17 protein-coding genes and 1 pseudogene are annotated in these 22,960 nt (G+C 73.3%); 2 read left to right on the forward strand and 16 right to left on the reverse strand.

Features of this window, described 5'->3' with window-relative positions; translation table 11 throughout:
- Nucleotides 1–5 precede the first annotated feature (5 nt).
- The 11 genes from ACIBG4_RS29340 to ACIBG4_RS29390 all read right to left on the reverse strand — a co-directional run bounded on the left by ACIBG4_RS29340 (nucleotide 6) and on the right by ACIBG4_RS29390 (nucleotide 15,727).
- Nucleotides 6–923 (reverse strand): DUF72 domain-containing protein, encoded by a 918-nt coding sequence (locus ACIBG4_RS29340; RefSeq protein WP_397204565.1) that lies wholly within the window; start codon nucleotides 921–923, stop codon nucleotides 6–8.
- A gap of 24 nt (nucleotides 924–947) precedes the next feature.
- Nucleotides 948–3,581 carry a DUF6493 family protein gene (locus ACIBG4_RS29345; RefSeq protein WP_397204566.1) on the reverse strand — a complete coding sequence of 878 codons (2,634 nt, stop codon included), beginning with the start codon at nucleotides 3,579–3,581 and terminating at the stop codon, nucleotides 948–950.
- A gap of 69 nt (nucleotides 3,582–3,650) precedes the next feature.
- On the reverse strand, nucleotides 3,651–4,700 hold the full coding sequence (locus tag ACIBG4_RS29350; RefSeq protein WP_397204567.1) for a LacI family DNA-binding transcriptional regulator: 1,050 nt from the start codon (nucleotides 4,698–4,700) through the stop codon (nucleotides 3,651–3,653).
- A gap of 22 nt (nucleotides 4,701–4,722) precedes the next feature.
- Nucleotides 4,723–8,745: a cadherin-like beta sandwich domain-containing protein gene (locus ACIBG4_RS29355; protein ID WP_397204568.1), complete on the reverse strand. Its 4,023-nt coding sequence runs from the start codon at nucleotides 8,743–8,745 to the stop codon at nucleotides 4,723–4,725.
- 66 nt (nucleotides 8,746–8,811) lie between these two features.
- Complete coding sequence (locus tag ACIBG4_RS29360) at nucleotides 8,812–9,537, reverse strand: cupin domain-containing protein (protein WP_397204569.1); 726 nt, start codon at nucleotides 9,535–9,537, stop codon at nucleotides 8,812–8,814.
- The gene (locus ACIBG4_RS29365; RefSeq protein ID WP_397204570.1) at nucleotides 9,534–10,454 is read right to left on the reverse strand and encodes a PmoA family protein; all 921 of its coding nucleotides are present in this window, start codon (nucleotides 10,452–10,454) and stop codon (nucleotides 9,534–9,536) included. Before ACIBG4_RS29365 ends, ACIBG4_RS29360 begins: the two co-directional genes overlap by 4 nt.
- A complete protein-coding gene (locus tag ACIBG4_RS29370) occupies nucleotides 10,451–11,551 on the reverse strand; it encodes a Gfo/Idh/MocA family oxidoreductase (RefSeq protein WP_355453560.1) in 1,101 nt (366 codons plus the stop codon). Before ACIBG4_RS29370 ends, ACIBG4_RS29365 begins: the two co-directional genes overlap by 4 nt.
- Before the next feature lie 26 nt (nucleotides 11,552–11,577).
- Nucleotides 11,578–12,888: an ABC transporter substrate-binding protein gene (locus ACIBG4_RS29375; RefSeq protein WP_397204571.1), complete on the reverse strand. Its 1,311-nt coding sequence runs from the start codon at nucleotides 12,886–12,888 to the stop codon at nucleotides 11,578–11,580.
- Between the two features lie 19 nt (nucleotides 12,889–12,907).
- A complete protein-coding gene (locus tag ACIBG4_RS29380) occupies nucleotides 12,908–13,765 on the reverse strand; it encodes a carbohydrate ABC transporter permease (RefSeq protein ID WP_397204572.1) in 858 nt (285 codons plus the stop codon).
- Nucleotides 13,758–14,750 (reverse strand): carbohydrate ABC transporter permease, encoded by a 993-nt coding sequence (locus ACIBG4_RS29385; protein WP_397204573.1) that lies wholly within the window; start codon nucleotides 14,748–14,750, stop codon nucleotides 13,758–13,760. The genes ACIBG4_RS29380 and ACIBG4_RS29385 overlap by 8 nt, the downstream gene beginning before the upstream one ends.
- 200 nt (nucleotides 14,751–14,950) lie before the next feature.
- Entirely contained in the window at nucleotides 14,951–15,727 is a 777-nt protein-coding gene (locus tag ACIBG4_RS29390) for a helix-turn-helix domain-containing protein (RefSeq protein WP_397204574.1), read from the reverse strand.
- 89 nt (nucleotides 15,728–15,816) lie between these two features.
- Between ACIBG4_RS29390 and ACIBG4_RS29395 the strand changes: the two genes are divergently transcribed.
- Complete coding sequence (locus tag ACIBG4_RS29395) at nucleotides 15,817–16,674, forward strand: NAD(P)H-binding protein (protein WP_397204575.1); 858 nt, start codon at nucleotides 15,817–15,819, stop codon at nucleotides 16,672–16,674.
- A gap of 114 nt (nucleotides 16,675–16,788) precedes the next feature.
- On the opposite strand, the gene ACIBG4_RS29400 is transcribed toward ACIBG4_RS29395, so the two are convergent.
- Nucleotides 16,789–17,811 (reverse strand): LacI family DNA-binding transcriptional regulator, encoded by a 1,023-nt coding sequence (locus ACIBG4_RS29400; protein ID WP_397204576.1) that lies wholly within the window; start codon nucleotides 17,809–17,811, stop codon nucleotides 16,789–16,791.
- A gap of 442 nt (nucleotides 17,812–18,253) precedes the next feature.
- On the opposite strand from ACIBG4_RS29400, the gene ACIBG4_RS29405 reads away from it, so the two are divergent.
- Entirely contained in the window at nucleotides 18,254–18,670 is a 417-nt protein-coding gene (locus tag ACIBG4_RS29405) for a peptidase inhibitor family I36 protein (protein WP_397204577.1), read from the forward strand.
- A 117-nt stretch (nucleotides 18,671–18,787) separates the two neighbouring features.
- Here the strand turns inward: ACIBG4_RS29405 and ACIBG4_RS29410 are convergent, their stop codons facing one another.
- From ACIBG4_RS29410 to ACIBG4_RS29425, 4 genes and pseudogenes are all read right to left on the reverse strand, one after another.
- Nucleotides 18,788–19,774, reverse strand: coding sequence for a halocarboxylic acid dehydrogenase DehI family protein (locus tag ACIBG4_RS29410; protein ID WP_397204578.1), 987 nt, complete (start codon nucleotides 19,772–19,774; stop codon nucleotides 18,788–18,790).
- Between the two features lie 113 nt (nucleotides 19,775–19,887).
- Complete coding sequence (locus ACIBG4_RS29415; RefSeq protein ID WP_397204579.1) at nucleotides 19,888–20,622, reverse strand: GntR family transcriptional regulator; 735 nt, start codon at nucleotides 20,620–20,622, stop codon at nucleotides 19,888–19,890.
- A 242-nt stretch (nucleotides 20,623–20,864) separates the two neighbouring features.
- Nucleotides 20,865–21,722: a class I SAM-dependent methyltransferase gene (locus ACIBG4_RS29420; RefSeq protein WP_397204633.1), complete on the reverse strand. Its 858-nt coding sequence runs from the start codon at nucleotides 21,720–21,722 to the stop codon at nucleotides 20,865–20,867.
- Nucleotides 21,699–22,928, reverse strand: a pseudogene (locus tag ACIBG4_RS29425) (aminotransferase class V-fold PLP-dependent enzyme); the annotation flags it as partial. The gene ACIBG4_RS29420 and the pseudogene ACIBG4_RS29425, both read right to left, overlap by 24 nt.
- Between the last annotated feature and the right edge of the window lie 32 nt (nucleotides 22,929–22,960).

Below are 22,960 nucleotides of genomic sequence, written 5' to 3' on the forward strand. Positions count from 1 at the left end.
CTCGTTCACGATGCGGCCGGGCCGGCGGGGTGGACGACGTCGGCGCCGTGTTCCGCCAGCAGGTCGGCCAGGCGCGCGGCGTTGCGCTGGGAGTTGTCGGCGCAGCAGTTGTTCGTGAGCACGTGCGTGGTAGCGGCCTCACCCGACAGCTTCGCGATCCGGCCGGCCCAGTCCCGCAGCTCCTCCTCCGCGTACAGGTAGCCGAACCGCTCCTCGATGACCCGGCTCGTCCACTTGTCCGAGTGGCCGTGCAGGCGTACCACGGCCAGGTCGGAGGTGGCGGCCAGCACGGGCGGGACCGACGACGGGTGCCCCTGCGGCATGTCCACCCCCACGTACGGCAGGTCGTGGGCCTCCAGGAAGGCGAGCGTCTTACGGCGGTGCCGCTCGTCCAGCCAGGCGGCGTTGCGGAACTCGACGCAAATGCGCGCCGGCCGGCAGCGGTCGCGGCACTCCAGGATGTGGCGGCGGCTCGCGGCGCCGGGGGTGAACCACTGCGGGAACTGGAACAGCAGCGCCCCCAGCTTGCCCGCCTCGCGTAACGGCCGCAGCGCGCTCAGGAACCGCGCCCACACCTGCTCGGCCACCTCCGGCGGCACGTCACGCAGGTAGAGCGTGCGCCGGGGCTCGCCGAGCGCGGCCCGTAAGTCCTTGTACAGCGCCGCCGGGCGGGTCGGGTGATGGGTCAGCAGCGAGAACGCCTTGACGTTGAACGTGAAGCCCGGCGGGGTGCGGTCCCGCCACAGCTCGGCGGTGCGCTCGGCGGGCGGGTGGTAGTAGGTGGCGTCCACCTCCACCAGGGGGAACCGGCTCGCGTAGTACCCCAGCCTGGCCTCCGGCGTGGCGGCATCCGGGGGATACCAGCCGGAGGCGAGAAGTGACTTGTCCGTCCAGGAGGCCGTACCGACAAGGATCTTCCCCATGCCTTCACCGTACGCTCCGCGAGGTCAGCTCGTCGCCGGGGATTCGTCCGGCTGGGGCGCGATGAGCCGCTGGAGCCTGCGCGCCTCCTGGAGCAGCCGGCTGGACCCCTTTCGGGATGCCAGCTCCGCGAGCCCCGGCAGGTCGGCGCGGGCGGCCGTGAGGCGGGCGGCCGCGGCGGCGACGGCCAGCAGGTCGGCGAGTCCGGCGCGGGGCCTGTCGCCGTCTGCCGGGAGGAGCCCGGGAACGAGTTCCGGAAGGAGCTCCGGGACGAGTCCTGGCTGGACGCCCAGGAGGAGTCCCGGCACGAGCCGCGCCGACAGCTCCCACACCGCCTCGTGGGCGCCCGCCCGCGTGGCGTCGCCGAGGACCGCCGCCACGCGGTTGAGCTTGGCGTAGCCGTTCGTGATCCGTTCGGTGAGCGCGTCGGCCATGGCCTCGACGGGCACCTCGCCGCGGGCGGCCAGGATGAGCAGGGCGTCCGTGGCGCTCGCCCGCGCGGCCGGGCCGGCGTGGCTCATGCCGCAGGCCAGCGCGTACGCCGTCGCCGTACCGGCGGGCCCGTCGCAGCGCGCGAGGTCCGTCAGGACGGCCGCGCCGCCGTCGCGCGCCTCCATGGAGGCGGCCAGGTGCGGCACGAGGTGGGCGGCGGCGAGCTCCCGGTGCGAGGGAAGGCCGAGCGGCCACCATCCCAGCGTGTGCCTGTGCCCCGGCGCCGGCTCGAACAGCCCAGCGACCGGCTCGGGCAGAGCGGCGTCACGACCGGTCACGACGACGTCCACGCTCGCGCGGACGGAGCCGGGCATGCCGGAGACGCGCGGCCGGCAGGACACCTCGGGATCGGCCAGGCGGTCGCCGGCCATCCAGGAGGCGCAGGCCCGGCCGGCGTCCGAGGTGAACGTCCTGACCCGGCGGACGGTCGCCTCGTCGATCTCCCGGGGCAGTCTGAGCAGGGCCTGCGTCAGGTCGGCGGGCAGGGCCCGCGCCCCGGCTGCCTCCAGGCGTTCGAGGCGGTCGAGCAGCACGCCGGGGTCGACGTGGCCGGTGCCGGAGGTGGGCGTGGCCAGCAGGACGGGATGGACCACGCCCCTCTCGAACGGGGCGACGAGCTCGAAGGCGCGTCGCCGGGAGAGGTGGTCGATCGCGCCCGCGGCGACGGCCCACCGATCTCGGGCCCGTTCGGGGTCGTGCGGCAGCTCGCGGCTGACCTTCGGCATGGCGAACGCGAAGAACGCCCGGCCGAGGACCTCGTCCAGGGCGTCGTCGACGTCCCGGACGAAATAGTCGAAAGCGTACGCGCGGTGCGGCTGCCACCAGGGGCGCAGCGCCTCGCGTAGCGCGTCGGGCTCCCGGTGCGACCACTCGGCGAGCCCCGCGAGGAGGCGTTCGAAGGTGAGGGGGTCGTACGGCCAGCGGAAGCCGGTGAGCTCACGGACGAGCTCACGGGGCGAGGCGATGGGCGGCAGCGGCTGCGGAGCGGGGACGGCGACGAGGACCGGCACCTCTGGCGGGGCCTCACCGCCGACCTCGCCGTACGCCGCGCGGATCCGATCGCGCAGGTCGGCCGGCAGCGCGGCCGCCGCTTCCCTGACCGCCTCACGGCCCTCCTCCCCCGCCGCTGGGGCGAGCTTCACGGCCAGCCGTACGGCCCGCTCCTGCAGGACCAGAGAGTCGTGCCCGGCGACCTGCGAGAGGACGCGGAGCGCGACGTCCGCCCGTCCGCCGCCGGGACCGGACGTGGCGGCACCCGCGGCCGTGGCGCCGAGCCAGGACAGGAGCGACCGCAGCAGCCTGGGCTCCGGCCGGAAGGCCAGGGACTCCACCGCCTCGGCGAACAGCTCCCCGTTCAGCCGCCCGGCCTCGTCCAGCGCCCGCAGCCGTGCCACGGCCGTCTCGGCCACCGCGACGGGAGCGGCGGGCAGCAGGCGGGCGTAGTCCTTGGCCCGCTCGGCGGTCTCGCCGAGGCTGGGAGCGAGCCGGTCGTGCAGGGTCGCGAGCAGGGGCAGCCCGTTCTGGCCGTCGCGCAGGAGGCGTCCGACGACGCCGTCGAGCACGGCCCGGCGCTCCAGCAGCCCGGAGTCGGTCAGCGCCGCGAGGGTGGGGACGGCGCCGGGCAGCACCTCGCTCAGGCCGTCGGCCTCGAAGATGCGCGGGGCCATCGCGGGGAGCAGCGGGTCGGCGGCCGCCGAAGCGGGGGTGAGGGCACGCAGCCAGCCGATCGTGAACGCCGCGCCGTCCGGCGGCTCGACGCCGGTCTCGCGGACGAGGGCGGCGGTCAGTTCCCAGTGCTGCAGGTCGGGGAGGCGCAGCCGCGCGGCGAGGCGGCGGGCCAGGTCGGCGCGCCACGGCTCGGGCCGGTCGCGCAGCAGGCCGAGGAGGCGTTCCACGTCACGGGGGTCCTGCCTGCGCCGCCGGAAGTCGCGCCGGAACAGCCACGAGGCCACGGCCGCGGAGCCGCCGAGGCAGCCGGCGCCCGCCAGCATCAGGGGCCGTACCTCGTGCCGCCACCTCCCTTCCCATCTGGGGCGCCGGCGGACGTGCTCGGCCAGCTCGGCCGCGACGGTCCTGCGGTCGGCGGCGCCGAGCCCGGCGACGTAGGCGACCGTGCCGGCGACGTCGCCGCCGATGATGAGCTTGTGCAGGTCGTGCCAGGCGGCCATGCGGGCCCCTTCCAGGACGGCGTCACTGGATCCGGGACACTAGCGGTGGCTTACGACAATCTTGATCGCCTACCGGGGCGGGGTGCTGTCGCGCAGGACGACCGTGGCGGGGACGGTGGTGACGGCCGGTCCCGGGTCGCCGGACAGGGCGAGGCGCATCGCGGTCAGGCCGGCCTCCTCCAGCGGCACCGACACCGAGGTGAGGGCGGGCGCCACGTCGAGGGCCGGCGCGATGTCGTCGAAGCCGGCGATCGCGATGTCCCGGCCGGGCACGAGCCCCTCGTCGCGCAGGGCCGTCATGGCGCCGATGGCCATCACGTCGTTGACGGCGAAGACCAGCTCGACGCCGCGCAGGCCGCGCCGGGCGAGGCGGCGGGCCGCGTCGTAGCCGCCCGCGCGGGTGAACTCGGTCTCGAACACGTCAGCCTGGTCCAGGGCGACCCCCGCCTCGGCGAGGCCGGCCGCGAACCCGGCGCAGCGGTCGTGGGAGGTACGGACCCGGTCGGGGGCGCGCAGCACGGCGAAGCGCCGGTAGCCCGCCCCGGTGAGGGCGCGGGCGAGCCGGTGGGCGCCGCCCGCGTTGTCGACGGTGACGGTCGGGAAGGGCAGGTCGTGCTGGCTGACCAGCACCACCCGTCCCCCGGCCGTGCGGTACGCCTCCAGCTCCTCGATCAGCGCCTCGCGCGTGGCGGCGCCGGCGATGCGGGTGCCGGCGACGATGACGGCGCGGGGCCGCTGGCCGCGCAGCGTCCTGACGATCTCCAGCTCGCGCGCCGGCGAGCGGTCGGCGACGGCCACCGTGACGATGAGCCCGGCGGCGTCGGCCGCCAGCGTGACGCCGGCGGCGATCGAGGAGAAGTACGGGTCGGCGATGTCGCTGACGACCAGGGCGGCCGTCCTGGTCGAGCCCCGGGCGATGGCCTGCGCCGACAGGTGCGGCTCGTAGTTGAGCTTGGCCGCGGCGGCCCGCACGCGGGAGACGTTCTCGGCGCGGACGTTGCGCGCGCTGCCGTTGAGCGCGCGCGACGCCGTGGCGATCGAGACGCCCGCCTCCCGGGCGACGTCGTGCAGGGTCGGCGCCGCGGCGGGCGTGCCCCGCCCCTGCCCGTCGTCGGTCATGGCGGTCATTGTGCCATCAGGATCACCGGGTCACCTTGACGGTCAGCGGGCCGCTCCTGGTGACCCCGGCGGCGTTCTCCAGCTCCGCCACGTACGTGTGCGTGCCGGCCGCCCGGCCGGTGAGGACGGTCGCGGCGCTCTGGGCGGCGGGGGTGGCCGCGTCGAGGCGCTGCGTGTCGACGAGGACGCCGTCCTCGTAGAGTCGGTACGCGGTGGCGTTGGTGCCCCACCACAGGTTCGTCCGGACGGTGTAGGAGCCGTCGCCGTCCCAGTTGTCCGAGCTGAGCACGGGCTCGCCGGGGGCGGCGTCGGTCACCACGGCCTTGACGGAGGTGGTGGCGGTGCGGCCGGCCTGGTTCAGCAGCTCGCCGGTGTAGACGTAGCCGCCGTTGGGGCGGCCGGTGACGGACACCGTGGCCCGCTGGGCCGAGGGCGTCTTCGGCGTGAGGTCGCGGCGGGCGATCTCCTTGCCGTTCTCGTACAGGACGAAGACGCTGCCGTTGACGCCCCACCACAGGTTCACGGTGACGTCGTAGGTGCCGTCGCGCAGGCCGTTCGCCTGGCCGAGGGTGGTCGACAGCTCGGCGCGGGCGGGCGGCTCGGTGGCGCCGTCCTGCGGGAGCTCGGGCGCCGGACGAGTGACCTCGACCGTGTACGTGGCGCCGGCCGTGCCGTCCTCCGACACCACCTTGACGGCGACGTCGGTGTCGCCCACGGCGACGGGGACGGCGGGTGACGTGGCGCCGCTGGTGACCTGCCGGTCAGCGACCGTGATGCCGGCCTTGGGGTTGAGCGCGGTGGGCGTGAACGCGACCGAGGCGCGGGAGGAGGGCACGGTCAGCGTGTACGCGTGGACGTCGGGGTCGAAGGCCGGGTCGAGCGTCCCGGCGTCGGGGACCAGGGCGGTCAGGGTGGTGTCCTGGGCGAGCGGCCCGCGCCTGATCCTCAGGATGCGCGTCGCGTCGGTGCCGTCCTCGGCGGTGACGGTGACGCGCACGTCGGCGCCGGTGCCGCCGAGCGTGATCCGGCGCGTGGCCTGCGCCCCGGCGGTCGGCTCGCCGTCGATGGCGACCGAGCGGGCGAACGGGCTGCGCGCCACGGCGGTCACGTCCACCTGGGCGACGCGCGCCGGCACGTCCAGCAGGTAGTTGCCGTCGTCGCCGGGCCCGGGGGTGCCCTGTCCGGTCTCGACGCTGAGCAGGCCGGCGTCGTCGCGGGCCAGGCCGACGCCCTGGGCGACGCGGAGGTCGTCGAGGTTCAGGGTGCCGTAGTTGGTGCTGTTGGCGTAGTAGTCGATCTGGGCGACGCCGTCGAGGGCGGTCCTGAACGTGGCTCCCTCCAGCACCCGCCTGCCGTCGATCAGCAGGTCGAAGCGCTGGTTGACCGTGTCGATCACGGCCGCGACGTGGTACCAGCGGCCGGGCTCGTACGTGCCGACGGTGCGGGTGGTGGTGCCCTGGTAGGCGACGACGGTGTTCTTGGTGAAGGCGAGGCTGACGGCGTTCTGGCCGGTCGAGCCGCGCACGTACGGCACGGAGAACCAGTGGTTGCCGGAGGAGTACGCCGCCTCGCTCATGACCCGCGCCTCCACGGTGACGACGCCCTTGAGCGGCGGCGAGAAGGAGCGGGACAGGCTGGTGCTGCCGCTGCTGGTCGTCCGGGTGAGCTTGACGCCCCTGCCGGTGGCGCCGGGCGTCTCGATGACGTCCACGCGCCCGCCCGCGCTGCTCACCACGAGCCCGTCGCCGCTGGTCAGCGGCCCGGCGGGGAGGGCGTCGAAGTCGTGCACGGCCAGGTAGCCGGGGATCGGGCGGGTGAGGAGCAGCGCGCCGGCGTCGGTGGCCGTCGCCGCGTCGACCTTCACGCCCGTCCGGGTGGCGGCGGTGTGGCCGCCGAGCTCGGCGCGGACGGTGAACCCGTCGCCCGCCGGCACGTCCTCGACCGTGAAGGCGCCGTCGTCGCCGCTCGTGGCGGTGCCGAGGCCCTGGTCGCCGTCCTTGACGGTGACGGTGGCGCCGGCCAGCGGCTGGGCGGCCTGGTCGAGCACCCGGCCGGTGACGGTGCCGACCACGCTGGTCGGGGCCATGGTGAGGTCGGCGACGGTGACGTTGCCGGGCCGGACGTTCACGGCGCGGGTGGCCTGCCGGTAGCCGTTGCGGGTGGCGGTGACCGTGACGCCGTCGGCGAAGGGCACCCTGCCGACCGCGTACCGCCCGTCGGCGCCGGTGGTCGCGCCGGCGGGCGCGCCCTGGACGGTCACGGCCGCTCCGGACACGGGCGCGCCGGCCGGGGTGCGGACGACGCCGGTGACGGACTCGGTCGTGGCGCCGTCCGCGGTGGCGTACTCGAACGCGCCGCGGTCGGGGGCGCCGTTGTAGAGGGCGGCGCCGGCGTAGTCGCGGCCGCCGTTGTCCTCGGCCGCGACGCCGGTGTCGACGGCCGGCGAGCCGGAGACGACGCGCAGGCCGTGGGCGGTGTCGAGGCGCGGGCCGCTCTCGGGCGTGCCGTACGGGCCGGTGACCGGGGCGGCGGCGAAGCGCGGGTCGCCGACGATCGCGTGCTCGTCGGTCGCGGGCACCGCGAGGTCGGCGCCGCCGTACAGGTTGTGGCTGTAGGTGATGGTCGGGCTGGTCGTCAGCGCCGCGCCGGCCCTCGTGGAGTAGAGGATGTTGTCGCGGATGTCGTACGTCGCCTCCAGGGAGGTGCCGTACCCGTAGACGAGGTACGCGCTGCGGTCGTTGTAGATCGTGTTGTTGTGCACCTTGGCGGTGGCGGCACGGTCGGAGTGCAGGTAGACCTGGTACCTGGTGTTGCCCGCGATCACGTTGTAGCGCACGACCGCGTCGCCGAAGGCGAACTGGCAGAGCAGGATGCCGTCGCCGTTGCCGTGCAGGTAGTTGTACTGGACGACCTGCCGGGTGGTGCCCTTGTCCGGGTCGATGCCGTTGGAGTCGGCGCCGCCGGCCTTCTGCTGGGTCTCGTACACCTCGTTGAACTGGAGCGTCACGTCGTCGGCGTAGTACGTCTCGATGCCGGAGGTGCCGGCGCGGTACACGACGTTGTGCTCGATGAGCGCGCCGCGGACGTTGGTGATGTACATGCCGTTGCAGCCGTACGCGGTGCCGCCCTGCGTGACGTGGTTGTTCCGGATGACGATCTTCGTGTGCGGGGTGAACTTGGGGTCGTCCGCGCTGGTGCGGGTGCCCCAGCCGGTGGCGGTGGCGATGGTCTCGCCCGCGTCGTCCTTGCCGTCGCCGGTGTACTGCTTGACGACGATGCCGGCGAACGACGTGTCGCGGACGGTGGAGTTCTGGACGACCACGTCGTTGAGCACGGTGGCCCGCTCCGGCGGGGCCTTGATGTCGGGCACCGTCGTGTCGAACACGATGCCGCCGGTCCTCTTCGAGCCGTCCCAGCCGGTCTTGAACCGCACACCGGGCGCGTTGTTCTCGATGCTGCCGCTGATCCAGTTCACCTGGCCGGTGACGTCGTGGACGTCCACGGCGTCGATGACGAACCCGTCGAGGGTCCGGCTGTCGTCGCCGGAGACGTGGACGCCGCGCAGGTCCCGCAGGTTCTCGCCCGGGGTTCCGGTGGCGGGGACCTCGTTGGTGACCTCCAGGTTCCGGATCGTCCAGTGCTCCTGGTTGAACAGCCGGACCGCGTCGTCCACCTGGCCGGCGCCGTCGACGCGCGGCTTGGCGCCGTCGCCGTACCGGTCGACGGTGATGGGCGCGCCGCTCTCACCGGAGCCCTTGGGCCAGAGCTGCCCGGTCCAGCGTCCGCCGGCGCGCAGCAGGAGGCGGTCCCCGGGGTGGAACGTGGTGGCGTTGACCTTGTCCAGGCTCTTCCAGGGGCGCGCCTCGTCCAGGCCGGACGCGGCGTCGTCGCCGCCGGCGGAGTCGACGTAGTAGGTCTGCCCGGCGCTCTCCACCGTGGCCGCGGCGGTGGCGGGGGTGGCGTGCAGGGTCAGGGCCGCGGCCAGGGCGGCGGCCGTCAGGATCCGGAGGGCTCTCGATCGGGCGGGGGCGGCATCGGGTGACATCGCCGTGCTCCTCAGCAGGGGGGTGGGCCGGCGCGCCCCTCGCGGAGGAGCGCGCCGGTGGACGGATCAACCGGAGAGAGCGGTGGGGTGGGTGACGTCGTGGGTGACGAGGTTGCCGCACATGCCCCACCGGTCCTGGGGCGGGCTCTCCATGAGGGCCGCGTCCAGCAGGTGGGCGCCGTCGCCGGCCTGGAGGGCTTCGAGGACGGCGGCGGTGTGGCGGGTCTGAGCGGCGACGTCACGCTCCCACAGCTCGCGCCAGCGGGCCACGTTCGGCCGGACCAGGGCGACGGCGGCGGCGTAGAGGCGGCGCAGCGGCTCGGGGTCACCGTCGCGGGCGGCGGCGGCCAGGCGCAGGAAGCCGTCCACGGCCAGGTCGCGGCGGCGGGCCACGGCCCGCTCGATCTCCTCGGTGGACGCCGCGGCGGGCAGGGCGGCCGCCTCGCGGTAGCGGCCGGGGTCGGCCACGACGTCCGGGGGGAAGGTCATGACGGCGTCGCCGGCCTCGGGCAGTCCGGCGTTCTGCATGACCACCACCACCCGCAGGCCGCCGTGGTTGACGGCGCGGTGGATGGTGCCGGGGGTGAACCAGACCGTGGAGCCGGGCCGCAGCTCGGTCTCGCGCAGCCCGCGCGCGTCCAGCGTCTGCAGCGCGCCGCTGCCGCCGATCACCACGTACGCCTCGGTGGAGGCGGTGTGCAGGTGCGGCGTGCCGCCCGCCAGGCCGTCGGCCGCGCAGACGCCGGAGTAGACCGACAACCGGCTGACCGACGTGCCGCCGGGGAACGTCATGCCGGCGCCTCCCCTGCGAGCGCCGCCCGGCCCCGCCCGGCCAGCAGCGCGGTGCCCTCCTCGCCCCGGTCGCCGTCGGCCACCACGACCGCGTACCGGAAGCGCAGCGTCTCGCCGTCCGGCAGCTCCAGCTCCTCGCTGAAGAACGGCGCCGGGCACAGGCAGGCGAACTCCTCGGTGCGCGCGAACCACTGCGGCGGGTGCCGCGGGTTCGCGGTGTCGTCCACCATGACGATCGTGGAGTGGCCGCCGGTCCCGTCGTGCCTGCCGCGGAAGCCGAACCACTCGGCGCGGGTGCCGCGCAGCTCGTCGCCGCCGGCCCCGGCGGGCGACTGGATGACGCCTCCGGTGAACGATCTCGGGCCGCGCCAGAACAGGCCGCCGTAGCCGGCGTTCTCGCGGCCCTTCGTGGTCGGGGAGCCGAAGGCCAGCGGCGCGCCCGACACGTTCGTCATGGCCGTGTCGAACACCAGGGCCCACGTGGCGTCGTCGAGGACGGAGACCTCCAGCCCGCGCCGCTCGTCGATGACCGGGTCGCCGGCCTGCGAGGTCCAGGTGAGGGTGTGCCCGATCCCGGCCCGGTCGCCCTGCGCCGTCAGGGTGGTCATCTCCTGGTGGGTGGCGCTGCCGTTGTTGTCGAGCTGCACGTAGAACTTCCCGTGGACGTACGTCGGGCCGCCCCAGAAGTTGTGCTCGCCCACGTGCGGCAGCGACCAGGCGATGCCCTTGTGCCAGACGTGGTCGTGCGGCCGGAACAGTGACACCTCCGCGCCGCCGAGCGTGCGGATCGGGTGCAGGTACGGCTTCGGCGACTCCAGCACGGGCGTGTCGGGCCGGTAGACGTAGGTGAGAAGCTGGACGCCGCCCGCCGAGACGGCGACCGACCGGCCGAGAGCGTGGTCGACCTGAAGGGTCACGGGTTCCTCACCTTTTCCCAGGGTGTGCCCGTCCCGTCCATGCGTGGCGCGAACGGGTGATCGGGCGTGATCTGTCCACTGCGGACGCGCTCGCCGGTGAAGGCGGAGGCGTACAGGGCGGCGACGAACTCCATCGTCCGCCGGGCGTCGCCGACCGTGACGGGCGGCGCCTCGTCCCGGTCGAGGGCGTCGAGCACCGCCGCGAACCAGCCCTCGTGGCCGCTCGGCACGGTGGTGTGCTCGCGGTTCCACAGCGCGACGACGTCCTCGTGGCCGGGGGCCGGGGTGACGGTCCAGTCGTCGTCGGTGTAGCCGTACAGGTGCTCCACCTCGACGGTGGCGTGCTCGTAGTCGAAGCGCAGCTCGGAGGTCTGCCGCGGCGACACCACCGAGTTGACCACGGTGGCGACCGCGCCGCTGTCGAAGGTGACCAGCGCCATCGACACGTCCTCGGTGTCGACGTCGCGGGCCCGGCGGGCGGCGACCGCGGTCACCTCGCTCCACGGCCCGAGCACGGAGAGCAGCAGGTCGAACTGGTGGATGCCGTGCCCCATGGTCGGCCCGCCGCCCTCCTTCTCCCACGTGCCGCGCCAGGGCACCGCGAAGTACGCCTCGTCGCGGTACCACTGGGTGGCGCAGGTGGCCAGCAACGGCCGGCCCAGCTCGCCGGCGCCGGCCAGGCGGCGCAGCCGTACGGCGCCCGCCCCGAAGCGGTGCTGCAGGACGGTCGCGACGTGCGCGGACGAGCGGCGCTCCGCCTCCACGAGCGTGTCCATCTCGGCGAGCGACAGCGTCGGCGGCTTCTCCACCAGCGCCGTCACGCCCGCCTCCAGGCACTCCAGCGCCAGCGGCGCGTGCAGCTCGGGCGGGGTGCACAGGTGGACGAGGTCCACCTGCTCCTCGCGCAGCAGGTCGGTCAGGCTCGCGTGGACGCGGGGGATCTCCCACGTCCCGGCGAACGCCTCAGCCCGTTCGAGGTCCACGTCGACCGCGGCGGCGAGGTGTGCCCGGCCGCCCGAGCCGGTGACGGCGCGGGCGTGGGCGGTGGCGATCCCACCGGTGCCGACGATCGCGGACCGGTAGTTCCGTTGAGACAAGGTGAAGCTCCTGTGTGGGGTGGGCGTCAGGCGCCGTCGATCTCGGACTGCAGCTCGGTGATGAACGACTTGGCCGCCTGCTCGGGCGTCATCCGGTCGAACAGCACTTCCTCGGTGTGCCGCTTGATGATCGCCTCCAGGTTGCTGGCGCCGTTCGGGGTGACGCGCGGCGCGGTGCCGACCTTGAGGGTGTCGAGGTACTCGGCCGCGGCCTTGTCGGTCTCGGCCAGCTTGGGGGTGATGGCCGTCCGGATCCGCTTGTTGGCGGGCACGCCGCGGTCGGTCAGCAGGATGTTCGCCGCCTCCTCGTCGTTGGCGAGGAAGTCCACGAACAGCGCCGCCTCGGCCGGGTGCTTGCTGCGCGAGGAGATCGACCAGTACATGGACGACTTGTAGTAGGCGGCCGGGGACTTGGCCTGCGCCTCGCCGGGCAGTCTCAGCAGCTTCAGCTTCGACCCGCTGGCCGCGGTCAGCGAGGTGAGCTGGGTGTTCCACCAGGTGGCGAAGGCCGAGGTGTTGGTCGCCGTACCGGACTGGTCCAGCGCGGAGCCGGCCCGCTCGATGGTCACCGACGGCGGCGGGGTGACGCCCTGCTTGGCCAGGTCACGGATGTAGGTCCAGTAGGAGGTCAGCACCTCCGGCGGGACCGCCACCTTGCCGTCGGCGTCGAACAGGGCGGCGCCGGCCTGGCGGGCCCAGACGCTCAGGCCGCCCGCCTCGAAGCCGAGGGACTGGACGCCGCTGACCTTGCCGCCGCTGGCCTTCGACACCTCGGCGCCGACCGTCCTCAGGTCCTCCCACGACCAGCTCGCGTCGTCGGGCAGCTTGACCTTGTACGTGTCGAGCAGGCCGGTGTTGACCACCATCGCGTACGCGGACAGGCCGACGGGCAGCGCGTACTGCTTGCCCTTGACGACGCCGGTGTCCAGCGCGGACTTGTCGAAGTCGGCGGTCTTGAGGTTCTTGGCGGCCGTGCCCAGGTCGAGCAGCGCGCCGCGCTCGGCGTACGACGACAGGTACAGCTCGTCCATCTGGATGACGTCGGGCGCGTCGTTGGCGGCGACGGTGGTGGCCAGGCTCTCCCAGTAGCCGTTCCAGTCCTTGAACTCGCCCTTGACCGTGATGTTCGGGTGCTTCTTCTGGAACAGGTCGATGACCTGCTGGGTGCGCTTGTGCCGCTCGTCGGCGCCCCACCAGGTGAAGCGCAGGGTGACGGGCTTGTCCGACAGCTCCTGGCTCCCGGCGCCGCCGCCGCTGCCGCAGGCGCCGAGCATGAGCACGGCCGCCGTGGCCAGTGCCGCCGCCCGGAGCGGGCGGCCGATGCGTGAGTCTCGCATGAGGGTTCCTTCGAGGGAGTCACTTGCCGCCGGTGGTCGCGATGCCCCGGATGAGGTACCGCTGGCCGACGAGGAAGGCGAGGAAGACGGGGGCCAGGGACACGACGCTCATCGCGAACATGGACCCCCAGGAGGTGGCGACCGTCGAGTCGACGAACGAGCGCAGCGCCACCGGGACGGTGTACATCTCCGGGTCGGTCAGGTAGATGAGCTGGCTGAAGAAGTCGTTCCACGTCCAGATGAAGGTGAAGATGACCGTGGTGGCGAGGGCCGGCAGCATGAGCGGCAGGATGATCCGCACGAAGATCCGCGGATGGCCGCAGCCGTCGATGCGGGCCGCCTCGTCCAGCTCGCGCGGCAGGCCGCGGATGAACTGCACCATGAGGAAGACGAAGAACGCGTCGGTGGCGAGGAACTTCGGCACCACCAGCGGGAGGAACGTGTTCACCCAGTCGAGCTGGGAGAACAGGATGTACTGCGGGACGATGATCACGTGGATCGGCAGCATGATGGTGCCGAGCATGATCGCGAACCACAGGCGCTTGCCGGTGAAGTCGAGCCGGGCGAAGGCGTAGGCCGCCATCGAGCACGACACCAGGTTGCCGATGATGCAGGCCAGCACGAGGATGGCGGAGTTGAGCAGGTAGTGGCCGAAGGGCGCGGTCAACGCGTTCCAGCCCTCGGTGTAGTTCTGCGTCTGGAGGCTGTCGAGGACCAGGCCGGGGCGGCGGAAGATCTCGTTGTTGGGCCGCAGCGAGCTGACGACCATCCACAGCACCGGGTAGAGCATGACCAGCGCGAGCGCGATGAGGCCGGCGTGCTTGAGCGCGGTGCGCACGGCGTGGCCGAGGTGGAGGGGGCGGCGGGGGTCAGTCATCGTAGACCACCCAGAACCTGGCGGCCCAGAAGTTGACCGCGGTGAACCCGGCGATGATCACCAGGAGCAGCCAGGCGAGCGCCGACGCGTAGCCCATGTCGAAGTTGCCGAATCCCCGCTGGTAGAGGTACAGGGTGTAGAAGAGCGTCGAGTTGGACGGCCCCCCGCTGCCGCCGGAGACCACGAACGCCTGGGTGAACGACTGGAACGCGTGGATGATCTGGAGCACGAGGTTGAAGAACACGATCGGTGACAGCAGCGGGATCGTGATCCGCCGGAACTGCGTCCACCTGCTCGCGCCGTCCGTGGCGGCGGCCTCGTAGTACATCACGGGGATCTGCCGGAGCCCCGCCAGGAAGATCACCATCGGCGCCCCGAACGTCCACACGTTGAGCACGATGAGCGTGGACAGGGCCGTCCCGGGGTCGGAGATCCACCCGCGCCCCTCCACGCCGAACACCCCGAGCACCTGGTTGAACAGGCCCTCCGCGCCGAAGATCTGCCGCCACAGGACGGCGATGGCGACGCTCGACCCGAGCAGCGACGGCAGGTAGAACGCCGACCGGTAGAAGGGCAGTCCGCGCAGCCCGCGGTCCAGCAGCAGCGCGAGGCCGAGGGCGCAGGCGAGCTGGAGCGGCACCGAGACGAGCACGTAGGTCAGCGTCACGCCGAGCGCCTTGTGCAGGCGGGTGTCGGCCAGCATGCGGGTGAAGTTGTCGAGGCCGTTGAAGACGGGCGGCTGGATCAGGTTGTAGTCGGTGAACCCGAGCACCAGGGACGCGGCGATCGGGCCCGCGGTGACGACCAGCAGGCCGACGAACCAGGGCGCCAGGAACAGGTAGGCGGCCTTGTTGTCCTTCCTGTCGCCGACCTTCCTGCCGCGACCGCCGGTGCCGTCCGCCCCGGTACGGCCCGCGCCGCGTCCGCCGGAGAGGGTGCCGCCGCTGCCTTTGCGCATGCGCTGGAGCTCGCCGAGAGCGCTCATGCGGCCCTCCTCGACGTGATCATGGGGGAACCTCCTGCCACGGCGAGCGGGGGCGCTTCGCCGGTGGGAAAACGTATTCCGCAGTTTGCACGGCTGTTACAGCAGCGTCAAGAGTTGTTCCGGAGAGTGGCCTCAACCGGGCACGCTCGGACATACCACCCGCCAGGGACGCGGGTGCAGGCGCGAGCTGCGCAGCGTCTCTAGCAGGGTTGGAGTGCGGGCAGGCGGCCGGTGAAGTATGCCGTGGGAGTGACTCCCATCAGCGTCCGGAACTCTGCGGTCATGTGGGACTGGTCGTAGTAGCCGGCCGTCACGGCCAGTTGCGACCAGCGTTTCGGCCGCCGGCCATGAGTGAGCACGTGCCGGACGCGTTCGATGCGCTCGAAGCGTTTGGGCGGCAGGCCGACGCCGTCGCGGAAAGCGTCGCGTAGGTGGCGTTCGCTGATGGCCAGTCGCCGGGCGATGGCGGGGATCGGCTCGCGTCGCTGCCCGTGGTGATCCCGCAGGGCTTCGGCGGCGGCTTGGACCTGTTCGTAGCGAGCCAGGTCGGCGTGGGAGCGTGCGGCGATGCGGGCCGGCAGCGCCGCCTGAAGGTGTTCCAGGATGCGTCGCGGGTCCTGGCCTGACCTCATCAGCGCGGCCTTGAGCTCCTGCGTGCCGTTCCACAGCTCGCCGATGTCGACGACCCGATCCACCAGCTCACCGGCTGGAACCCCGAGCAGCAGCCGGGCTGCGCCGGGACGCAGCCGGAGCCTGAGACACAGCGGGAGGTCCTTGCCGACGTGGTAGGTCGCGCGGGTGCGCGGTCCGGCCACCAGCAGATCGGCTCGACCGGCCGGTGTGGTGCGCAGGACCAGGCTGGTGTCGGCATCGGGCAGGTGCACCAGCGGGTCTTGGCCGGCCGGTCTCAGGAGGATGATCTGGCTGGTCAGCCACCGCAACGTGCTGGGTACGCGTATCGGGTGCCGCGTGGTCATGACCGCCACGCTATCCAATGGCGACCAGTGTCCCAGCTGTGCCGAAACTTCCTATAGCCGCTGGTGGGCGGGCTGGCAGGTTGATGGCCATGATCCTTGTCACGGGTGCCACGGGCACCGTCGGAAGTGAAGTGGTCCGCCTGCTGGCGGCGGCGGGACAGCGGGTGCGGGCGATGACCAGGGATCCGTCGAGGGTCGTCCCGTTGCCCGGCATCGAGGTCGTTGGAGGAGACTTCGCCGATCCGGACTCGCTGGCGCGGGCGGCGGACAAGGCCGAGGCGTTGTTGTTGCTCAGCGCGCCAGGGCCGGATCTGGTGCGGCACGACGAAGCGATGCTGGCCGCCGCCCGCGGCGCCGGGGTCGGCAAGGTGGTGAAGGTGTCGGCGATCGGTACGGGCGAGCACGCTGACGCCGGAGTCGGGGACTGGCACCTGCCGGGCGAACAGGCCCTGCGCACGAGCGGGCTGACGTGGACCGTGCTGCGCCCCTCCAGCTTCGCCTCCAACACTCTGCGCTGGGCGGCGCCCGTCCGGCGTGGAGCACCGATCCCCAACACGACCGGGAGCGGGGTTCAGGGCGTGATCGACCCTCGGGACGTGGCGGAGGTCGCGGCACGGACGTTGACGTCGGACGAGCAGGCGGGCAGGGTGCTCACGCTGACGGGGCCCGAGCTGCTGAGCGTTCCCGACCAGGCCCGCATTCTGGCCGACGTTCTCGAACGCCGTCTCGACACGATCGACGTGCCGTTGGAGAGCTACCGCGAGCAGCTGCTCGGCTCAGGCCTGGATCCCGCGTTCGTCGAGATCGCGGTCAACGGCTCCAGGCTGGTCGCCGAGGGCGGCAACGCCAGAATCACCGAAGAAGTTGAGCTGGTTCTCGGCCGTCCGCCCCGCACCTTCACCACCTGGGCACGCGATCACCGCACCGCCTTCGACACCAATGGCTGAGGACCGAGATTCACCGTTGGCGCGTTCCCCCGCGCCGGCTTGGTCAAGCGGGCGAGTCCTGGTCGCCAAGGGGCTGGACAATCCAGCCTGAGCCCTGACCAACCGGCATTGGGACTAGCGGGTGCTCTCCCGGACGACGAGCTCCCCGCGGACGACCAGCCGCCGGAGCCGGGGCGTCCTGGCCAGCGCGAGTCGGATCGACAGCGCGCCGACCCGGGCGAGCGGCAGCGCCACGGTCGTCAGCCGTGGCGTCACGTCGCTCGCGAGCTGGATGTCGTCCACCCCCGTCACCGACACGTCCCCGGGAACGGCCACGCCGGCGGCCCGGAAAGCCGACAACGCGCCGATGGCGATGACGTCGTTGACGGCCAGGACCGCGTCCGTCCCGGCCATTCCCGAGGCGGCCATCCGGGCCGCCGCGTCGAATCCGCCCTGACGGCTGACTTCGCATTCGACAATGCGAATGTCGTGCTCGTCGAGGCCGCCTTCCCTGAGCCCTTGGACAATTCCGGTGACACGGGCCGACATGCTCATGCGCGCGTGATTTCCGGCGAATATCGCGACGCGCCGGTGGCCGGACCGCGCGGCGAACGTGCCGACCGTGCGGCCCGCGCCGTGGTCGTCGAAGCCGATGGAGCTGAACGGCATGTCGGTGCCGCCGACGATGACGATCCGGCCGCCTTCGCGCTCGTAGGCGAGCAGTTCCTTCAGCAGCCGCCCGCCGAGCGCGCCGGCCTCGAAGCGGCTGGAGGTGAGGACGAGCGCGCGCGGGCGCAGCGCCCGGAGCTGCCGGACGGTGTCGAGCTGCCGCTCCGGCGTGGCGCGGGTCGAGGAGACCGTCACGAAGGCCCCGGCCATGCTGGCCCGGCGCTCCATGGCGGCCACGATGATGCCCATGGACGGGGTGGTGAGGTCGTCGGCGACCAGGGCGACGGAGTCACTGCCGCGCCGCATCGCCCGCGCGGAGGCGTCCACCGTGTAGCGCAGGGCCGCGGCAGCCGCGAGGACGCGCGCCTCGTAGTCGGGGGCGACCTTGCGGGAGCCGCCGCCCAGCACCCGGGAGGCGGTGGCCACCGAGACGCCGGCCGCCGCCGCCACGTCGTGCAGCGTGACCGTGGGTCTCGCCGCGTGGGGCATGCGCCGTCCCTCTCCTCCGCCTCGTGTCTCAGGCCGACGACGAACGATACTGGAACGCCCGGCGGCACGGGACATGGGCATCGGAATCGGCTCGTGGGCGGACCGGCGCGGCGAATGCGAAGGCCGCTCCCGCTTCCACGGTCACGTCTTTTCGGTAGAGGCCCGGGAGGGCAGGAGGACGCCTTTCGGATAAAGGCTCACGGGCGGCGGCCGGACGTTTCTCTCGCCATTCTCCCGGCGAAACTCCGGCCACCCGCCGCCACGGCGCCCGCCGGCACACACGACGACCACGACACCGCTCCGCGAGCGCAACGCCTGCGGGTGCCCGTACCAGGTGCCGGGCCGGCTGCTCGGTCTGATCGCCCTGACCCCTTCACCCGCAAGATCTCAACAGGTATGGTCGGATCCGTACTCGAAGAAAAGTTTCACCCCTGGAGGGACAGTGGGCAAGAAGCTTCAGTTGCTGGCATTACCGGTGGCGGCCATCGCGCTGGCCACTATGACCAGCAGCCCGGCCCAGGCGGCGGACGGCTACGACCGATGCCATGCCGGCTACTACTGCCTGTTCTCCGGCCTCGACGGCTCCGGCGACATCGTCGAGCTCAAGAGCGACACCCCCGACCTGGCCGCGCTGAACATGGCGAGCCGGTCCAAGTCCGACTGGAATCGCACGAGCTCGTACATCCACCTGTACTCCGGGGCGAACTACGGCGGCTGCTCGGCCGTGACCTCACCCGGCGGCAAGGGCAACTTCTACAGCGCCTTCCGTGACTTCTTCAACTCCGTCCGCGTCGGCGGCCCGAACGGCCCGGGCTGCGAGGTGACGCTCGCCCGCTCGGTCACCGACTCGCACGGCTGACCCGGCTCCAGGCCAGGCCCGGCGGCGCGCGAGGGGTCACGCGCGCCGCCGGGCCGCAGTCCCGGAAGAGGCGTCCCGCCGGCCGGCGCCTCCGGCAGCGAGGTGCGGCCCGGCGGCTCAGGCGGTGACGACCGAGCCGTCCTCCCCCACCTGGGTGTCCTCCCCCAGCAGCGCGAGGACGACGGCCGTGTCGAGCAGCAGCGCGGGGATGAGGCGGGTGCGGAACAGCGCGAGCACGGCCGCGACCTCCTCGGCGTGCTCGGTCTCGACCACCGGCACGGGCAGCGTGGCGGCAGCGGCGGCGGCCCTGGCGAGCACCTGGTCGCGCGCCGCGGTGTACGCGTCGCCCCGGGCGAGCGGTCCGAGCCGCTCCCACACACCGAGCATGAGGCCGGGCCAGGTGCCGAGCGCGCGGTAGTAGCTCAGCACCCGGGGATGGTCGTGCAGGGCGCGGATCTCCTGGTAGACGCGGGCCAGGTCCTCTCCCGGCTCCGACGGGTCCGGCGCGATCGAGACCGCCTCGGGCGGCACGCCGCGCGGTCCGGGACCCTCCACCGGCGTCCGGCCGTCGAGGGCGAGGGACGCGGGCGCCCCCACGGTGACCCCCCGGTACCAGCAGGAGGCGAGCAGCAGCAGCTCGGGCAGCAGCCGGTGGAAGGTGAGCGTGTAGCGCCGGACCCGGTCGAGGTCGGCGTCCGCGGTGAGCAGCGCCGGGTCGGGGCCGGGGAGCAGCCCGCCCGGCACGCCGAGCCCGGCCGCCGCCCGCCTGAACTCCGGCGAGCCGATGACCGGCTTGAACCGGTCCCAGGCCGGGACGAGATAGCCGGGGTAGCTGGCCAGCGCCTGGAAGATGGGGCTGACGAACGGGACGCCGAGGTATCCGGGCACCTCCCCGATCACCCTGGCGGCCTCGGGGCTCAGCTCCGGCCCGGCGGGCAGTGACGGCAGCAGCGCGGCGCCGCGGGCGGCGTCGGCCCGCTCGGTCGTGATGACCGGCTCCTTGGCGGGGGTGGCGCCGGTGAACCGGCGCCGCTCCTCCCCCGTCCGCGGATCGACGGAGGAGAACGTGCGGAGGTCGCGGGAGGAGTCGCTGCCAGGCTGCATGCAACGTAGAGTACAAATTAGGATCCAATGCATCAAGCGGTCGTCGGTTGCTGGTTCGCACGGATCATCCCCACGGCGACCGGGTGAGCCGCCCGCCGCAGGACGGCGCGCTCTCAGGACAGGTAGAAGCCCGCGGGCATGCGCAGCACGTCGAGGCGACGGCTCGCCGCTGCCTGGACGTCCTCGACGTGCGTGCGCGCCTCGCGCTCGGCGCCCGCGCGGTCGCGGCGCAGCAGGGCCGCGCTGATGCGCTTGTGACCCTCCACGCAGGTGACGATCTCATCGCCGGTGAAGACGGCGGCCATGTTGTACGTGACGCCGAAGTCGCGGTTGCGCAGCCACTCGCCGAGCAGCCGCGCGTTGCCCGACGCCTGGACGATGGCGTGGTGGAAGTCGCGGTTCATGCGGCCCAGCTCGGCGCGGGGACGGCGCTCGTACTCCTCGACCGGGGCGTCGTAGAACGCGGCGATGCGGGCGAGCTGCTCCTCGGAGGCGCGCACGGCGGTCAGGCCGGTCGCCATGGACTCCAGGGCGCAGCGCACCTCGTAGATCTCGCGGATCTCGTCGGGCGTGTGCTCGCGCACGACCCAGCCCTGGCGTTCGCGGACCACGAGCCCCTGGTCGGCCAGGCGCATCAGCGCGACGCGGACGGGCGTGCGGCTGCTGTTGAGGCGGGCGGCGACCTCGTCCTCGGGCAGGCGCTGGTTGGGGCGGTAGACGCCTTCGAGGATCGCGGCGCGGATGTGCTCGTACGCCTGGTCGCCGAGGGACTCGCCGCTGCCGGCGCGCGGTCTTCTCCGTCGCGCCGCGGGCTCCTCCACGCGTGCCTTCCCAGGTCGCTCGGCCATCAGTCCTCCGGTCCGTCGCCCCGCGGGCCCTTCACGAAGATTCTCACAGACTGTATGCCGAACCCGGAACCCGCGCCAACGCGCCCGTGACCGGCCGGCCCGTCCGTGGGAACGCGCCGGCGCGCCGGTCGTACGGGCGCGCCGGCGCGCGGGCCGGTGAGACGGGCGGGCCGCTCAGGCAGGCGGGCCACTCGGGGAGGCGGGCCACTCGGGCAGGCGGGCCGCTCAGGGAGGCGGGCCGCTCAGGCGCGGGCCATGACGACGCTCGCCGCGGTGTCCCCGTGCAGGCCGCGGCCGTCCGTGTGCCCCGCCAGGCCCTCGCGTACGGCCCGGTGCAACGCCTCGCGGTGGGCGGCGACGTACGGTGCCACGGCCGAGAACCCGAACAGGCTGCACAGCGCGTCCGGCCCGCCCGGCAGGGTGACCGGCACCGTCCACTCGTGCCGCTCGACCTCGGTGAACCCGGCCGCCTCCACCAGGGCGGCGACCTCCTCCCCCGCCAGCGACCACGGCTCCTCGAACAGCTCCGCCTGCTCCGGGCCGAGCACGGCGGCCACCGCGTCACGCAGCGCGCGGAACAGCGGGTTGCGCGCCAGCGGCAGCCAGGTGACGACGGCGATCCGCGCGCCCGGCCGGGCGGCCCTGCGCATCTCCGCCAGGGCCGCCCGCCGGTCCGGCACGAACTGCAGCACCTGCTGCGCGGTGACGAGGTCGAACGCCTCGTCGGACACGTGCAGCGGCGCGGCCCCGCACTCCACGTACTGGACCGAGGCTGACTGGACCGGCGCCGACGGGACCGGCGCGGGGTCCTCGCGGGCGAGTGTGAGCATGGCCGGGCTGGGGTCGGTGCCGACGACCGCGCCCCCGGGGCCGACGGCCGCCGCGAGCACGCGCGCCACCGTCCCCGGGCCGGTGCCGACGTCGAGCGCCCGCGCCCCGGGCTCGGGCGCCAGCGCGGCGACCAGCCGTTCCGCCCACGGGCCGAAGATCCCCGGCACCAGCACCTCCTGGTACGGCCGGACCCGCTCCACGCCGCCCGCCTCGAACGCCGGCCCCGGCCCCGCGCCCCTGCCCGACCTGGTCGCCCTCTCCAGGGTCACGGCCAGGTGGTCCACCTCGTCGGGCGTGTTGTACAGGTAGAACGACGACCGGATGGCCGCGGGGATGCCGAAGCGGCTGCACGCGAGCTGGGCGCAGTGGTGGCCGGAACGCACCGCGATGCCCGCCTCGTCCAGGTCGGTCCGCAACCGCTGGAGCGGGACGCCGTCCACCACGAACGACAGCAGCGGCAGCCGGTCCACACCGTCCGCCGGCCCGATGAACCGGATGCCGGGCACCCGCCCGAGCCGGTCCAGCGCGTACTCGACCAGCGCCTGGTCGTGCGCGGCGATCGCGTCCATGCCGATCTCGGTCAGGAAGTCGCAGGCCGCGCCCAGCCCGACGGCCTGCGCGACCGGCGGCGTGCCCGCCTCGAACTTGAGCGGCGGCGCGGCGTACCGCATGGCGTCGACGCTGACCGTCTCGATCATCTCGCCGCCGCCGAGGAACGGCGGCAGCGCCTCCAGCAGCTCGTGCCTGCCCCACAGCACGCCGATCCCGGTCGGCCCGCACATCTTGTGCCCGGAGAACGCCACGAAGTCCGCGCCCAGCGCGGTCACGTCCACCGGGAGGTGCGGCACCGACTGCGCCGCGTCCACCACCAGCAGGGCGCCGACCTCGGCGGCGCGGGCGGCGATGGGCGCGATCGGGTTGACGGTGCCGAGGATGTTGGAGGCGTGCACGACCGCCACCACCCTCGTCCGCTCGGTCACCACGTCGGCCAGGCGGGACAGGTCGAGGCGGCCGTCGTCGGTGATGCCCAGGTAGCGCACGGTCGCGCCGGCCCGCTCGGCGAGCAGCCGCCACGGGATGAGGTTGGAGTGGTGCTCCATCTCGGTCAGCACGATCTCGTCGCCGGGGCCGACGCGAAGCCCCTCGCCGGCCCACATGAGGGAGTTCGCCAGGAGGTTGACGGCCTCGGTGGCGTTCTTGGTGAAGACGATCTCCTCGGGGCGGGTCGCGCCGACGAAGGCGGCCACGGTGCGGCGGGCCCCCTCGTACAGCTCGGTCGCCTCGACGGCCAGGCGGTAGACGCCGCGGTGGACGTTGGCGTTGGCGCGCGTGTAGTAGTGGGCCAGGGCGTCGAGCACCGCGGCGGGTTTCTGCGTGGTGGCGGCGCTGTCGAGGTAGACGAGTGGGCGGGAGCCGTCAGCGGGTGTCTCGAAGAACGGGAATGCCTTCCGAATCGACTCGACGTCGATCGCCATCGTGGCCTCCTCTGCCGTGCGGTGTAGCGGCA

This window comes from Nonomuraea sp. NPDC050383, from assembly GCF_044459125.1.
In the GTDB taxonomy this organism is placed as follows: domain Bacteria; phylum Actinomycetota; class Actinomycetes; order Streptosporangiales; family Streptosporangiaceae; genus Nonomuraea.